This window comes from Robbsia andropogonis, from assembly GCF_034047095.1.
GTDB classification, from domain to species: Bacteria; Pseudomonadota; Gammaproteobacteria; order Burkholderiales; family Burkholderiaceae; genus Robbsia; species Robbsia andropogonis.
The window spans coordinates 571,840-587,240 of record NZ_CP139166.1; the positions used below are offsets into that span (position 1 = coordinate 571,840).

Annotated in this window: 9 protein-coding genes and 2 pseudogenes; 5 read left to right on the forward strand and 6 right to left on the reverse strand. The window is 54.7% G+C overall.

Annotation, left to right across the window (positions count from 1 at the left end; genetic code table 11):
- Positions 1–143: 143 nt before the first annotated feature.
- From SJQ66_RS29620 to SJQ66_RS07625, 3 genes and pseudogenes are all read right to left on the reverse strand, one after another.
- Positions 144–993 (reverse strand): annotated as a pseudogene (locus tag SJQ66_RS29620) (methyl-accepting chemotaxis protein); the annotation flags it as partial.
- Positions 994–1,281: 288 nt separating this feature from the next.
- Positions 1,282–1,773, reverse strand: a pseudogene (locus SJQ66_RS29625) (MCP four helix bundle domain-containing protein); the annotation flags it as partial.
- Positions 1,774–2,410: 637 nt separating this feature from the next.
- Positions 2,411–3,367 (reverse strand): helix-turn-helix domain-containing protein, encoded by a 957-nt coding sequence (locus tag SJQ66_RS07625; protein ID WP_024903243.1) that lies wholly within the window; start codon positions 3,365–3,367, stop codon positions 2,411–2,413.
- Positions 3,368–4,540: 1,173 nt separating this feature from the next.
- Here SJQ66_RS07625 and SJQ66_RS07630 point away from each other — a divergent pair.
- A complete protein-coding gene (locus SJQ66_RS07630; protein ID WP_036009536.1) occupies positions 4,541–6,112 on the forward strand; it encodes a methyl-accepting chemotaxis protein in 1,572 nt (523 codons plus the stop codon).
- Between the two features lie 106 nt (positions 6,113–6,218).
- Here SJQ66_RS07630 and SJQ66_RS07635 read toward each other — a convergent pair whose 3' ends face one another.
- Positions 6,219–7,661 (reverse strand): MFS transporter, encoded by a 1,443-nt coding sequence (locus SJQ66_RS07635; RefSeq protein WP_024903242.1) that lies wholly within the window; start codon positions 7,659–7,661, stop codon positions 6,219–6,221.
- 145 nt (positions 7,662–7,806) lie between these two features.
- The gene (locus tag SJQ66_RS07640; RefSeq protein ID WP_024903241.1) at positions 7,807–8,730 is read right to left on the reverse strand and encodes a dihydrodipicolinate synthase family protein; all 924 of its coding nucleotides are present in this window, start codon (positions 8,728–8,730) and stop codon (positions 7,807–7,809) included.
- Between SJQ66_RS07640 and SJQ66_RS07645 the strand changes: the two genes are divergently transcribed.
- The 4 genes from SJQ66_RS07645 to SJQ66_RS07660 all read left to right on the forward strand — a co-directional run bounded on the left by SJQ66_RS07645 (position 8,729) and on the right by SJQ66_RS07660 (position 13,718).
- The gene (locus SJQ66_RS07645) at positions 8,729–9,859 is read left to right on the forward strand and encodes a LysR family transcriptional regulator (RefSeq protein WP_320534155.1); all 1,131 of its coding nucleotides are present in this window, start codon (positions 8,729–8,731) and stop codon (positions 9,857–9,859) included. The genes SJQ66_RS07640 and SJQ66_RS07645 overlap by 2 nt on opposite strands.
- A 264-nt stretch (positions 9,860–10,123) precedes the next feature.
- The gene (locus SJQ66_RS07650) at positions 10,124–10,624 is read left to right on the forward strand and encodes a sugar dehydrogenase complex small subunit (RefSeq protein ID WP_157685787.1); all 501 of its coding nucleotides are present in this window, start codon (positions 10,124–10,126) and stop codon (positions 10,622–10,624) included.
- A 45-nt stretch (positions 10,625–10,669) separates the two neighbouring features.
- On the forward strand, positions 10,670–12,262 hold the full coding sequence (locus tag SJQ66_RS07655; protein ID WP_024903238.1) for a GMC family oxidoreductase: 1,593 nt from the start codon (positions 10,670–10,672) through the stop codon (positions 12,260–12,262).
- A 10-nt stretch (positions 12,263–12,272) separates the two neighbouring features.
- The gene (locus SJQ66_RS07660; RefSeq protein ID WP_024903237.1) at positions 12,273–13,718 is read left to right on the forward strand and encodes a cytochrome c; all 1,446 of its coding nucleotides are present in this window, start codon (positions 12,273–12,275) and stop codon (positions 13,716–13,718) included.
- Between the two features lie 26 nt (positions 13,719–13,744).
- Here the strand turns inward: SJQ66_RS07660 and SJQ66_RS07665 are convergent, their stop codons facing one another.
- Positions 13,745–15,292 (reverse strand): methyl-accepting chemotaxis protein, encoded by a 1,548-nt coding sequence (locus SJQ66_RS07665; protein WP_253463766.1) that lies wholly within the window; start codon positions 15,290–15,292, stop codon positions 13,745–13,747.
- Positions 15,293–15,401: the final 109 nt, after the last annotated feature.

The following is a 15,401-nucleotide window of genomic DNA, read 5'->3' on the forward strand; positions in this document are numbered from 1 at the left end:
GTGGATGGCCGTCATTTCCTACTCGGATATCGGATGAGACATAAAAATGTGGGATCGCCTCCGGCCTCTCGCGAAGAAAGATAACCGGCCAATGCCAATCAGCGTTACCGGTCGACGTCTCCAAATCAGGTGGCGGAAAGTAATTAATACGACCGGGCTGGCGTTCGTAACGTATTAACCATGCTGTGAGATGGCCTGAACAACGTTGACTCGGACACCGCATCGACCTTAAAAAAGCTGACGGCTTCTCGCAGACTGACCGCTTGGGCAGCCATGGCTTGCGTTGCTGCCGAGGCCTCCTCGACGAGTGCCGCATTTTGTTGCGTGACTTCGTCCATCTGGCTGACGGCGATATTGACCTGTTCGATTCCGTTACTTTGCTCAGATGAGGCGGCAGCAATTTCGGCCATGATATCGGTCACTTGCTTTACCGCATTGACGACTTCGGCCATCGTGGCGCCGGCATCCGCAACCTGCTGCGTCCCCACCGATACGCGCGACGGAATCGCTAATCAAACCTTTGATTTCCTTCGCGGCGGTGGCGCTACGTTGCGCCAGTGTTCGCACCTCTCCGGCAACCACCGCGAAGCCCCGACCCTGATCACCGGCTCGTGCCGCTTCAACGGCAGCATTCAACGCCAGAATATTGGTCTGAAAAGATATCCCCTCGATTACGCTGATGATGTTCGCCACTTGGTTCGAGCTATGCGAGATGCCCTCCATTGTTTCGACAACGTTGGCCACCGCCGTGCCACCCCGTACTGCAACGTGCGATGCTTTTTCAGCAAGCGAATTGGCTTGTTTTGCATTCTCTGTGTTTTGGCGAACCGTCGCGGTCAGCTCTTCCATGCTTGCCGCAGTCTCTTCCAATGAAGCGGCTTGCTCCTCCGTGCGCTGCGATAAATCGGTATTGCCTTGCGCGATTTGTCCGGAGGCAACCGAAATAGACTCACTTGAGCGCTGTATTCCACTGACAATCGTGGTCAAGCGATCCTTCATCGTTCCTAGTGAATATAGCAGGCTCGTTGCATCCCCTTGCTTCAGGTTGACCGGCACGGCAAGGTTGCCACCGGCAATGTTGCTTGCCAAATCGGCAACATCCGCTGGCTCGCCGCCCAATTGTTTCGCGAAACTTCTGGCGATAGTTAACGCAATACCCAGGCCAAATGCCAACGCTACTGCAATAGCGATGATGACAAAATAGACTGTACGCGAATAGCCTTGTGCCGCCGAAGCTCCTTCTCGTGTTGCCCCGTCCTCGTTAATGGCAACGATATCTTGAATATCCTTTTTTATCGCGTTGCGCGTCGTACGGGAAGGACCGTCGAGCAGCTTCAAGGCGTCGTCGCGCCGCCCCGCTGTCATCAGAGCAATCAACTGTTTCTGCATATCCGTGTACTGGGGGGTAAGTCTTTGAATATCGGCAAAGGCGATTTTTTCCCCAGGTTCGGAAATGAGTGCTTCATACTCTTTCGCGGCGGAAAGATATTCACTCATGCTCGAGTCAATCGACTCACGTGCCTGCTTTAACTCCCCATCGTTTTGCGCATTGACCAGTCGCACTTCAGTGAGGCGCAAGTCTGCGAGTTGGACGGCCATTTGCAGGCTGGTTCGCACCGATGGCAACCAGTTATCACGTAGCTGGGCAACGTGGTTGTTTTGTTGATAAATCTGATAAAGCGAAAATCCACCGAGCAGCGAGAGCAACAAAAGAATCGCCGAAAATCCGGTAAGCAGTCGTGCAAATACGGTCATCTTTTGAAACCATTGCATCACGATTCTCCACGGGGTGATAGTAAATGACTATTCAATTTGGCTGTATAACGATCATCACAGAAAAAACTTTAGGAATATTTTGTAATGTTTACCCTCGATAGGGAGCACGGGCACAAATAAACAAGAAAATGCATGCCAAAGCAATTGAAATGACGTATTCAGTCGAATGACGAGATGAGCGCAATCGCTTATGAATCGAGATCCAGACAATCGAATCATGGTGCAGTCGCCGGAAAGGATGCATCGTCAAATTCGAGATTCTTGAGTATTTTGCATTTTAATTTCAGAAGGTTATAAATTATGTTATTTATATATTAATATTTTATGCAACACCATTTCGATGGTAACGAAAGAAACCTTGCAAATATTTCGATGTGAAATAAATAATGTATATTCACTCAATAGAAATAATAAGTTATTATTGGATGGAATTCATTATCAGGTGTGACGGTTGTTTGAGCGTGCGTAGAAAAAATTGCTACGCAATATTGCAGTTACTGGAAATTTACGTTTGTAGTTTTCTTGCGCAAAATAATTCATCGGAATTTCGTTAATTTTTCTGTCAGAGTATGAGAAGTATCTTGACAGCAATGCTTCCATGGTAAAAGTAGTGAAGATTTCAATGAGTCTGGCGTCAGCAGAAGGTGGAAAGGGTATGAGAGGGAAGCTCGCCAAAAAGATCGCGATAGTTCGCGGAAAAACGTCCCAAATGCCAGAATCCCCATTTGGTGGCGATGTCCGTTACCGATGTGGTTGCGGGGTCGGAACGTCGTAATTCGCGACGTGCCGCGTTAAGACGAGCCATCCGGACGTAGACGGCAGGCGGGATTCCCAACATCTCGTCAAAACACGATTGCAGCGTGCGACGACTCGTTCCTACCGCAAGGCACGCGTCAAGAACAGTCAGCGGGCTTTGGCGTTCGGACATCGCTAGTTCACGCACTTGCTCAATGATTTTGTAACGTTTCGACGGATCAATGTAGAGGGCTCGACTTGCTGATTTAAACAATCCAAGAACTTCCAAAACAATTGAGTCCCGAAGGGTTTTCAATAAGCCTGGGTGCTGTTGGAGTTCGCCTGTCGCTATTGCCTGAGAAAATACATTAGTGAGCCATTTAACGGTTTCTGCTTTGCGCTGTGCGCCTAGTATGGCGACTTGTGGGGCTGTCACTGAAAAATCGATGTTGGTCGCGTCACAAATGTGAGCGATCAGGTTGGTATCAATCGCGGCAATGACGATATCTTGCACGGGTGAGGTCCGAAACTCAGGTATCTTTTTGCCATGCGAGATGAAGATGCCGTTTCCATCCAGTGTGACGCGGCCGCACCTTCCTTCGCCGATAACAGACAGCGGAATACAGAAAGTCATTACGTCATGTAAGGTGACTCTGCGCTTAAGGATTGCGCAGTTAATCTGCTCTCGTATCAACTGCAATCCATCGAATTGAATTTCCTGCAAGCGACCCAGAAATGGCCCCGCGCTAATTTGATCGAATGATTGCTCCCAGTGACTTAGACCTTTCGCTAACTGTGCAACGTCTTGGAAATCGTGACATCGGACCGACGGAATTTCAGCATAATGTTCATGCATTGGTTTGTTGCTTGTGAAGTCGTTGAATCGCCAGGTATCGATGTGATGCCTAGCCTGCAATGGGAATTCGAGAGTGTGCCAAGACACGTTTTCATTAACAGCCCGTCTGGGCAAGCCATGCCTTGTCGCTGGCTTTGTCAGGCGAGAGAAATTGGGCAAGGTATTCGATACATCGCGGTTGCATAGCTAGTGGTCGATCAGCTTAGCGTGGTCGGTTAGGCTCAGTCGTCATTAACCGTCTTGTCAGTCATCGACCAGGCGGCGATATTCGAAATGCAACGACTCTTACACCTCAAGCGCTCTTTGTTTCGCACTAGTGCAAACTTACACCACGTTCATAAAGTCGTCCCGCACATGCAATCAATCTAATGGCGTCAGACGTCGTTTTTTTGTCGCGATTTCCTCATCTTCTCAGTGATTGCCAATAATGGATAGTGGGTGCGGTTCTTCTCGTGCAGCCTCCTTTGCTTGAGACGGTCGGCATGTTTTATCGTGACGGCAAAAATCCATATAACTGCAAGAAGACAGTGAATTGTTATTCGCACGGCACACTACCTGCAAGGTTACCGTGCGGGCTGATGCTATGGGTATCGTCTCAAAAAAGGCTTTTATGAAATTTCCTTTTCTTTCCGTTCACACGCGTCCGATGAAGGCTTTTCTGAACGTGCATGTTGAGTCAGTCATCGTAATCACAGAAATAGCTGAACGCCATCGTTTTATTAGCGGGGGTTTGTACTTAAGCCCGCACACCATTCTTTTGTCACAGAAATTTTCGGATGCGCGGTAGCCTTCGTGCACTCGGAAATTCGCTATTGTACGGAATCACGTTATCCATGTCTCATACAGATGCCTGGGTAAGACGATGAGTACGAGGCAATGCATGCAATTCCTATTTGAAAAGACGGCGCAAGATGAATACATAGTGAGTTTGTTGAATGATTTGCTTGTACGAGCGTTTTACGTAACTCGTGATCTGATAATTCATTTTCTGCGAAATATAGTTCGTCAACATGGCGTAAGCGTGATGGATTTATTTTTCGATTCATCTAGGAAAGGAGAAAGAATTTGATTTATCTTATTAAATAAATTCGTGCTGGAAGGTAATGTATTTTGCCGAATGGTGATGTGACGGTCTGCTGTTGTCAACGATTGCAATAAAACAAGGAATGATAAATGCAAATTTCAAAATTAACTGTCGCCGCTCGCTTGAATATTGGCTTTGGTGTGATGGTTGCCCTATTGCTTGCTATTTCGAGCATCAGCGTTCTGAAGCTATACGCCGTTAACACGTCCATAACGAAAGTGGTTGATTACGGAGGAGCGGAAACGGACCTCCTTTCGCAATGTTTGAGCGACGCGCAGGATGCATCGGCCGCCATGCGTAATCTGATCATCTTACAAGACGAAGCGAGTATGAAGCTTCAAAAAACGATCTATGACCAGAAGATTGCGGCATATCTTGTTACTGCAAAGCAGGCCCATGATTTGTTCGATGCTGACCCCAGCGTCACGCCCAGGGAGAAAGAGCTTCTCGCGCTGACGGCCGAGACTAGGCAAGCGGCAATGCCTCTCGTGGAGCGCGCTGCCGCGCTTGGTTTTACGAATGATCCGGCTGGCCCGGATTTTTTGATGAAAGAGGCGGGTCCGGCTATCGATAAATGGACCGATGCGATAAAAACGTTTGTGGCCTACAAAGTTGAGCGGGGCGCGCAAGAGGGGGAGGTTGCGCACAATGCATACGCAACCGGGCGCAACGTGGTACTCGCATTCAGTGCGGTGAGTTTGATCGTCGCGGTCTGGATCGCGTTCGCAATCGCGAAGAGCATCCAGCGCCAGCTTGGTGGCGAACCTGCCTATGCCGCTTCGATTGTCGAGCGTATTGCAGATGGGGATCTTACGCAAGAGGTATCGATTGCGCGGAATGATCGTACTAGTCTTCTGTATTCCATGTCTATGATGCGGCAGAAGCTCGTGGCGACTGTCGGAAGCATCCAGGTATCGAGCGACCATATCGCGACCGCTTCTCAGCAGATAGCCAGTGGTAACGCTGATCTTTCGACGCGTACTGAACAACAGGCAGCCTCGCTCGAGGAGACCGCGTCGAGCATGGCTCAGCTTACCCAAACGGTGAGGCAAAATGCCGAGAATGCGTCGCAAGCGAACACGCTTGCCGTAAACGCCACGGGTGTGGCCGATGCGGGGCATGATGCGGTGCAAAATCTCGTGGAGACGATCGGACATATCAATAGTAGCTCGGGGAAAATTTCAGAGATCACAAGTGTGATTGAAGGCATCGCATTTCAGACAAACATCCTGGCTTTGAATGCGGCAGTAGAAGCGGCGCGAGCAGGAGAGCAAGGCCGGGGGTTTGCGGTGGTGGCCGGCGAAGTGCGTACGCTCGCGCAACGTTCGGCGGCGGCGGCCAAAGAGATCAAGGAGTTGATCAGCGGTTCAGTGATGGTTATTCAGGAAGGTGTCCAACAGGCGACGAATGTCGGCGATACAGTCGCCAACGTGAGAGTGGCGATAAAGCAAGTGTCAGACATCATTGGCGAAATCGCCGCCGCATCGAGGGAGCAAAGTCAGGGAATCGAGCAGGTCAATCAGGCGGTAAACCAGATGGATGATGTAACGCAGCAAAACGCGGCGCTGGTTGAAGAGAGCGCAGCGGCTGCGAGTTCGCTGGAAGGGCAAGCCTCGGAATTGCGAAAATCCGTAGCGAAGTTCAAGGTGACGACTACCTGAATCGCGCCTTTGGATCAATCGCGTGCTGGCCTGCTTTACAAGGGCAGGCCCGTTCATGAACGTGGAGAAGGCGTTCCACCGTTCCGCGCGTGGCGGTCATATCGCATTAAGGTGATATTTCTTCCAGGGTGCGATTGGTTGTCTCCACCATTCGCATGGAAACCAGGAGACCCGCACCGCAGACCAGGGCGAAAAGGATAAAAACGGTCGCGATGCCTCTATCGATCAATACAACCCCTACAATCGCCGGCGCCGCGGCGGAGGCAGCACGTAACCAGGAGGTTGCAAATCCGGTTCCGATCGCCCGCATCCGTGTCGGATAGATTTCAGGCGTGTAAAGATAGAGGAGTACGGTCGTCGTCGCCATCACCGCGTAAGCGGAAGACGCGAGCAACATGACCGACCAAGCGGTACCTGCGCCAAGGATGCCTAGCGCCGCGAGCAATATTCCGCTGACGGCGAAGCACCCCATTGCCCAACGCCGCCGTCCCACCCGATCGATGAGTAATGCACACGCCACGACGCCGAACACACTCAACACGTTGGAGATGGACGCCATTCGGAGCGACGTTTCCAAGGGGAGATGATAGACGGTCTTGTACAGACTGGGCAGCCAATTATTGATGCCATTTGCCACGAAGTAGGATGTCGCCCAGAGCAACCAGACCACGATCGTGCGCGTTCGGTAGAACGATGAAAAAAGTTCCCTCCAAGACGCTTTTCGCGACACTTTCTGATCAATGGCAAGCCTTGCCACGCGTTGCTCCACGTCGGTTTTTTTTGCGTGGCAATCGAGCGCGCGCTTCGTTGTACTTGCCTCAAGGCGTTCGATTACCCGTTCGGCCTTGTCATAGCGGCGTGTAGCGATCAACCATCGCGGTGACTCCGGGAGTCGGGCAATACAGAATGCCACGAGTAGTCCAGGGATGCCGCCGACGAGAAACATGTATTCCCAACCGAAGCGCGGAACCAGAAATGCCCCCAATTGCGCCGCGGCCAGTAAACCCAAGGGAAAGATGAGTTCGTAGAGAATGAAGAATCGCCCTCGGCCATGCGCCTGCGACAGCTCATTGATGTACGTTGCTGCAATCGGCACTTCTCCGCCAACACCAATACCCTGTACGAACCGCAGGGCAAACAACATCTGGAAATTGCCGGCAAATGCGCACGCCACACTCATGACGGACATGATGCCAACCGTGAGCGTTGCACTGGATACTCGACCAATGCGCTCCGCCAGCCACCCGAACAGCAGCGCCCCCACGACTTGTCCGAGATAGCCCGCCGCGATGAGCGATCCGATCTGCGCGGGCGAGAGATGCCATAGTCCTAGTAGCACTGGTAGAACGAATGCGAGCGACAGTGCATCGAATGCGTCGAATAGCGTTGCGCTACCCATGATGATGCGCGCCTTCATGTGCCATCGGGTATGCGGCACGTTCTCCAAGCGAAATAGTAATCGTGCGGCGCGCCACCGCGCGCTTGTATCTTGCGCGGCGTTGTTACTGTCTACAACGCTTATGTCGTACGCAGTCTTCGGGGTACTCATGCCGTCTCCTGAATTGCTGCATTTTTTTGTGTCTTTTTATTTTGAGAGGCATCGCGTTCGTGTCGTTCGCACCGCCATTGGCGGCGCGTGGATCGCGATCGCGGTGCGGCTTGCTGGGTCCAGGACACTGTCCCGGCCGGGTTGCTTAGTCGATCAAGCCAGCGGAACGGAGCGCCTGTGCGATATCGACGTCCGCGCCGTCGGCAAGCGGCAGCAGCGGCGAGCGCACCGTGGCGTGCTCGAGGATGCCGCGCGCAACGAGGCCGTGTTTGAGGGCCACCGTTCCTTCCATGTGAGATCCGCGGTGATAGACGTTGCGGGTGACGGGAAGGAGGCGATCGTGGATCGCGCGAGCGGCTTTGTAGTCCTTCGCTTTGCCCGCGGCAATCAACTCCAGCAGTGGTTCCGGTGCCAAGCCGCCGTAGCCGACGAGGGCACCATCGACATCGAACATCGTGTGCAACAGATATTCATCGTGGCAAGTCAGGATTTGAAGTTCGGGGCGCTCGCGACGGATGATGGGAATCTCGGTATCCCAGCGGCGCATGTTGCGCACGCCGTTCTTCATCGCGAAGACGCCAGGCTGCGCGGCGATCTCCAATTGCGTCTCAAGGTTATAAGTCGCCTTGGTCGCGTCTGGATATTGAAATAAGATGAGGGGCAGGCCGCTTCCTTCATGGATCGCGCGGTATCGGTCCTGGGGCGCGCCTTTCTGGTAACCGAAACGCAGCCAGCCATGCGACGGATAAACCAACCCCGCCGCCGCGCCGGCTTCGACGGCGCGTTTTGCTTCTTCCGCGGCAACCTGCGTACCTTCCAGCGTGATGCCGGCAATTACCGGAATCTTGTTGTCCACGGACCTTACGAAACTTTCGATGACGGCAGCCTGTTCTTTCTGTGTCAGGAATGTACCTTCGCCCGCATGACCGAGAACGGTTAACCCCTTGATGCCTTCAATACTGCCGAGCCAGGAACCCAGACGCTTGATTGCCGCGTGATCGACGGCGCCATCGCGTGTGAAGGGGGTGACGGGTGCCGGGACGAGGCCGCGCAAATCGAGTGCTTTCATGTTGTCTCCTTCCAGATTGGAATTGATCCGCTTCTCAGCGGGGATGTGCCGGAAAGTGTCCGACGCGTTCGAGGCATTCAGGGGAGTGCATCGTCGCGTGAATTTCAGTGTATGGATCGACGACGTATGCGGGAACTGCGTAAATGGGCATTTCAGCTATACTGCTTGCACATATCCGGATCGTGAGGTTGGCGTGGACTATGCAGCATGGAAGCTATTCATCGATGCGGCGGAACTCGGCAGTTTGAGTAAAACCGCCGTGTTTTATGAGACAAGCCAGCCGCATATCAGCCGGCAGATCGTCGAGCTGGAGCATTATTGCGGAGGCCGCCTTTTTCATCGCACCGGAAGAGGGGTGGTTTTGACGGAGCTGGGCGAACGTATCGCGCCAAGAGTACGCGCCTGGGTCGCCAGTACGGAGCAATTGTCAAATGACATTCGGACCACGGCAGGAGAACCTATCGGCATCGTCCGGATCGGAATCTTGCCGTCCACCGCATACCCCCTTGTCAGCACACTGTACCAGCGCCTGAAGGCGCACTATCCGTCAGTGCAACTGCGGGTACGGGAAGGGCAAGGTGCCCTTCTGGAAACGTGGTTGGAGAACGGCAACGTCTATCTTGCGATCCTTTTCAGGCATAGTTCAACGCCGAAGAACGGCGATGAATATCTTGTCGAGACAGCGACATATCTGGTCGGCGCGGCTGGTGATCCACTGACGAAGCGGCCTACGATTTCATTTCGCGATCTGGACGGTGTGCCGCTGGTGTCATTTTGTAGGCCAAACAGTTGGCGCGACAGGCTCGATCAACTCAGCGTCATTCACGGCGTTTCACTGAATGTCGCTGTCGAGGCGGACTCCCTGATCCTTCAGTCACATATTGTCGCGGAAGGGGGCATGTACGCTTTACTGGGCCCCTATGCAATTGCCAATGCCGCAAAGGAATGCAAGCTCCAATCCGCAATGGTGATTGATCCTCCGGTACCACGATTCATCGCGCTCGCCATGTCGCCCCACGGCGAACTCACGCTGGCCTGCCGGACCGTCATGCGGCTGACTAAGGAAATTGCGCACACTCTCATCCCGCCATCGGAACTACTGGGCAGCACGTCTGCGTCGCTTGCGTAACGACATGAGCCGCTTAGGAGCGCAACCCCATTGCTCGCAACGGTGAGTACCGTGTGTGGCTTTCTTCCGACAACACCGCGCTAACGCATCTGTTCATTTCCAGCGCTAGCTGTCCCTGTGACAATGGACCGCAAAGTCACGTAGAATCTCGCCGGCCAGGGAAGGGCCGCCGCCATCCAGCGGTGCGGCGGAGGTTGCGATCGAAGAAAGGAACGCGCAATGCATGTGTCAGGAAAAAAAACGGCCGAACAGGATTCGACCAGCATGGCCAAGTCCCGGTCTCGTCGCGGTGTCTTGAAATTGGCAACGGTAGCAGTGGCCGTGACGAGCGTGCCATTTGGGGCTGCCGCGGCGGCGTCGGCTACGGCTTCCACGTCTACCGTGGCAGACGACTTTTCGTTCGTCTCCACGTTCTTGACCGGGAAAGCCTCTCTTGATCCTGACATCCAGGCGGCGCTTTTGAAAGCGTTCGCCGCGCTGGATACGGGGTTTGGCGCGAAGCTCGCCGCTTTGCGCACCGTTATCGCCAGGGATAACGTGACGGCTGAAAATCTTCACGAGACGCTGAGCGCGAACGATCCTGATCTTGCAAGCTTGCCACAAGTGATTCTCGCCGGGTGGTATCTCGGTGTGGCGGGATCAGGAAAACATGCGATATGCGTAACGTATGTGAATGATCTGGCCAATGCGGCGGTATCGGACGTTCTATCGCCGCCAAGCTATGCCTATGGCCCGTGTAACAGCTGGGCACAAAAACCGATATGACACGCACGATGTGTTGATCTTGAATCATTCGATATCCTTGACGAAATGAATAACACGCTCTCCGCCGATGTGGTGGTGATCGGTGCCGGAATTTGTGGCGCCATGGCGGCTCGCAGAATTGCCGAAGCCGGCGCGTCAGTGCTGATGCTGGAGGCGGGCCCCCAACTTTCCACCGCGCAGCTGGTTCACAATTACCGGACATCCACGAATAAAGCCGACTTCGTCGCGCCTTATCCGTTCTGGCCGCAGGCTCCGCAACCGATCTACGCGCCGAGCAACAACGGCTATTTGGAGCAAGTCGGGCCGCACCACTTCGATGCGCAGTATTTGAAGCTCGTCGGTGGCACGAGCTGGCACTGGGCGGCGCAAACATGGCGGTTCTTGCCGAATGATTTTCGCATCCAGAGTCTGTATGGCGTCGGCCGGGATTGGCCGATTTCGTACGATGATCTGGAGCCCTGGTATTACGCAGCCGAAGTCATCATGGGGGTGGGGGGCGAGGAAACGCTGTCTCCGCGCAAGCAGCCCTGGCCAATGCAACGTGTCGCCGAGCCATGGCTGCAGCAGCGCTTTCGGGATCGGCTTGCGCCGGACTTTACGCTGGTCAGCGATTCCACCGCGCGTAACAGCCGTCCTTTTGATGGGCGTCCCGCGTGCTGCGGCAATAACAACTGCATGCCGCTTTGTCCGATCGATGCGCAATATCATGGCGGTCTGTCGGTTGATGCGGCGGTCAAGGCCGGCGTCAAGCTTCAAACCAAGGCGGTCGTCTATCGTCTCGAACATGATGAAAAAGGACGGATCGTAGCGGCCCATTTCTACGACTGGGACAAAGGCTCCCATCGCGTGGTGGCCGATACGTTCATTCTTGCAGCCAATGCCATTGAAATTCCGAAACTGCTGTTGATGTCCGCATCGGGTAAATTTCCGAATGGCTTGGCCAACAGCTCGGGGACCATGGGCCGTAACCTCATGGATCACCCCGCGGTTGGCGTGACGTTCGAAGTGGATGAGGATGTCTGGCCGGGGCGCGGTCCTGTCAGTCCCTGCTCCATTGGTGATTTCCGGGACGGAAGCTTTCGCAGCGAACACGGTGGTTTCCGTCTCGATTTATCGAATGCTTCGGCGGTTGCCGGTGTCACGGCCGCGCTTATCAAAAAGGGGGTTTACGGTGTGGCGTTGGACCAGGCCATACGTAAGCATGCCGCGCGTCAGGTATCGTTGAAAAATTGCCTCGAACAGCTTCCCGATCCGAACAACCGCGTCACGTTGAGCGATCGTAAGGATGCGTTGGGCCTTCCGACACCGAGGCTGTCGTGGCACATCGATGACTATGTGATACGAGGTACGCAGAAGACCCGCGAAATGTACGATCGGATTGCCGCAAAGATGGGAGGGACGAATATTGTCCACTCGAAGGAGGGTGCGTTTTCGAATCGGCAACATATAACGGGTACGCTCGCGATGGGATCAGACCCGGCGACCAGTGTCACCGACGCATTCGGACGTGCACACGATCACGAGAATCTCTATATGGTTTCCACCGGGGTCATGCCCACGGTTGCCACCTGCAATGCCACGCTGACCGCCATCGCGCTGTCATTGCGAACGGCAAACGCCATCAAGCACGCGGCCTAAGGAGAACCGGATGCGATTTCAGAACGTCCTGTGGCCCATTGCGGGCAGCGTGCTATCTGTCATGCTCTATGTCGCGCCGTTGGTAGTCCATGCGGTTGAACCCGCCAGCGCGCATTCCGTGCCTGACGGGTTGATCCCGGCAACAGGCGGCGTGGCGAATGTCTCGCCGTCCGCCACGGACAACAGCGACCCGCTGGTCATCCGTGGCAAGTATCTCGCGGTGGCGGCGGACTGTGCGGCATGCCATACCGTGGCCAACGGGCAGCCGTTTGCAGGTGGGCTTGATATCGAAACACCCATCGGTCGTATCGTCTCGACGAACATTACGCCGTCCCGGACAGCAGGGATTGGCGGGTATACGCTTGAGCAGTTCAATCGCGCGATTCGTCGTGGCGTTCGTGCCGATGGCATGAATCTGTACCCGGCGATGCCCTATACGGCGTATGCGAAATTAACGGACGATGATGTTAAAGCGTTGTATGCCTATTTCATGAAAGACGTTGCGGCGGTCGACCGCGCACCGGCGCATTCAACTGATTTGCCATTTCCGTTCAATATTCGCATATCAATGGCGATTTGGAATCGCTTGTTCCTTGACGACACGCCATTCGAAATGGTCGCTGGCAAAAGCGCGGAATGGAACCGAGGCGCTTATCTTGCTGAAGCGCTGGGCCATTGCCAGACATGTCATACGCCGCGTAATTTTCTGATGGCGGAGAAAACGGGCAGCGGGTTATCGGGTGCATCGCTGGGGACGTGGTATGCCCCGAACATCACGTCGGACAAGGCGACGGGGATCGGGATGTGGTCGGATGACGATATTTTCTCTTATCTGAAGACGGGGCATGCCGCTGTTGGTTCGCAGGCGGGCGGTCCAATGCGCGAAGCGATTGATAAAAGCTTCTCGAAACTCGATGATGGTGATCTTCGTGCACTTGCGACGTGGGTGAAGTCGGTCCCTGCGATACGTTCAGGAAAGGTCGACAAAGGAAACATCGCGCAGCATCCCATTCCGAATGATCTCACGTTGATGAGCGGGAGCGCGGAGAAGGGCGCGGTGCTGTACGCCGATAATTGTGCCTCATGTCATCAGGCCAGCGGGCAGGGTGCGCGCGGTTTGCCCGCGCTCGTTGGCAATGCCGCGTTCTCGCGACCGGTGGCGGACAATGTCATCATGGCGATTCTGGATGGCATGACGCCGGCATCAGGGCAGGATATGCCGGGCTTTGCCGAAAAGCTTTCGGACGGCGATATCGCCGACCTAACGAACTACCTGTTCCGACAGTTCGGTGTGGCGGAAATCCAGACGAATGCTGCACATGTTACGCAGTTGCGGGCAGGTGGACCACGGTCGCCGCTGCTGTTGATGGCGCGCGTCGGTTTGGTTGCGGTCTTGCTAATCGTGCTCTTGCTGGTATTTATCGCGATGAAGCGTCGTCGCCATGTGGCTCGCTGATGACGCGTTGCCATTGCGACATGCCATTATCCATGCGCCAATCTAAATACGGAGACCGATGCGCGAAGCGTGTCGGCTTGTCCTGATAACGACTGCGTGGCGGCGGAGGCTTGCTCGACCAAGGCGGCGTTCTGTTGCGTCACCGCATCCATCTGCATTACCGCCAGATTCACTTGCTCGATACCGCGCTGTTGTTCCTCCGATGCCGACGTAATTTCGCCGACCAGGCCGGTGACCTGCTGCACCGTGTCTACGACCTGGGCCATGGTCCCGCTTGCGTTTCCGACCAGTGCCTCACCTTCGGCGATGCGGGCTCCCGAGGCGTCGATCAACGACTTGATCTCCTTGGCTGCTGCGGCGCTGCGTTGCGCGAGCGTGCGAACTTCGTTGGCGACAACGGCGAAGCCGCGTCCTTCGGCTCCCGCACGCGCGGCTTCCACCGCCGCATTAAGGGCCAGGATATTGGTCTGGAACGCAATGCTTTCGATCACGCCCACGATATTGCCAACCTGTCTGGATTCGCGCGTGATGTCGCCCATCGTTGCGGCGACCTGGCCGACAGCGTCATTCCCTCGCGCCGCCATTTCCGATGCCTTGCTGCTCAATGCACTTGCGCGTACGGCATTTTCGGTATTACGTTTCACGCTGTCGGTCAGTTCCGCCATGCTGCTCGCCGTTTGAGCAACCGACGCCGCCTGCTCCTCGGTTCGCTGGCTGAGGTCGAGGTTGCCTTGCGCGATTTCCGAACTGGCGGTGGCCACGTTCTCGCTATTGTCGCGTACCAGTCGAACGGTCTTTACCAGATTGCCTTGCATTTGCGAGAGCGCATTGAGCAATTGTCCCGTCTCGTCACGATGGCCCGGCCTTATGGCTGCGTCCAGCCTGCCCTCGGAGATGCGGGCGGCCACACCCACTGCATCGCGCAGCGGCGCCGTGACGGATCGCGCGATGTACCATCCGGAAATCGTCGCCAGGATCAACGCAAGCAACGCCGCGCTGGCGACGTAAAGGCGAGCCATCTGATAGGCGCTATTCGAATCGTTCGCCAGGGTTTCTATCTGTGCATCTTCGAATTTGGTTACCGCACTCAGCGCGGTAACGTATTGCCCTTGCATCTGCGCGTTGGATGCGGCGAAAAGATAGTCCGTCGCACCTTGTTTGTCACCACTGAGCGCCAGGGACGCGATGCGGTCGACGAAAGTAAAGTATTCGCCTTGATGTGATCGGAGTGTATTGAACATCGTCCGCTCGTCATCGTTATTGATACGGCTTTCGATCACCGACATTTGCGCTTCGATCGCCTGCTTGTTGGCGTCGAAGGTAGCTTTGTTCTTCTTCAGCGATGCGGGTGTGGACTGCAAAATTAAGTTGCGCGATACGCGGCCGATGTCGGTAACCAGAAGCGTGATTTTCGCGGCCGCTTCCGATTTCCGATAGGCAACCTTGGTGATGGAGTGCGTTGTGGCGTTCTGGCTAGATAAACAAATCAGGCTGAGCCATGTCGTCAACGCAAGCAGTACCATCACCACGCTGAACCCCAGCCCCAACCGTGCACCGATACGGATATTCTTCATTTTTTACTCGTGGACGCACTGCGGTTCACACAGCGCGAAAGCGTTTTGTAAAGAATATTGCGACCGGAATGGATCGTTGCCACTTGCCGGTGGCGGCATGCCATGCAAC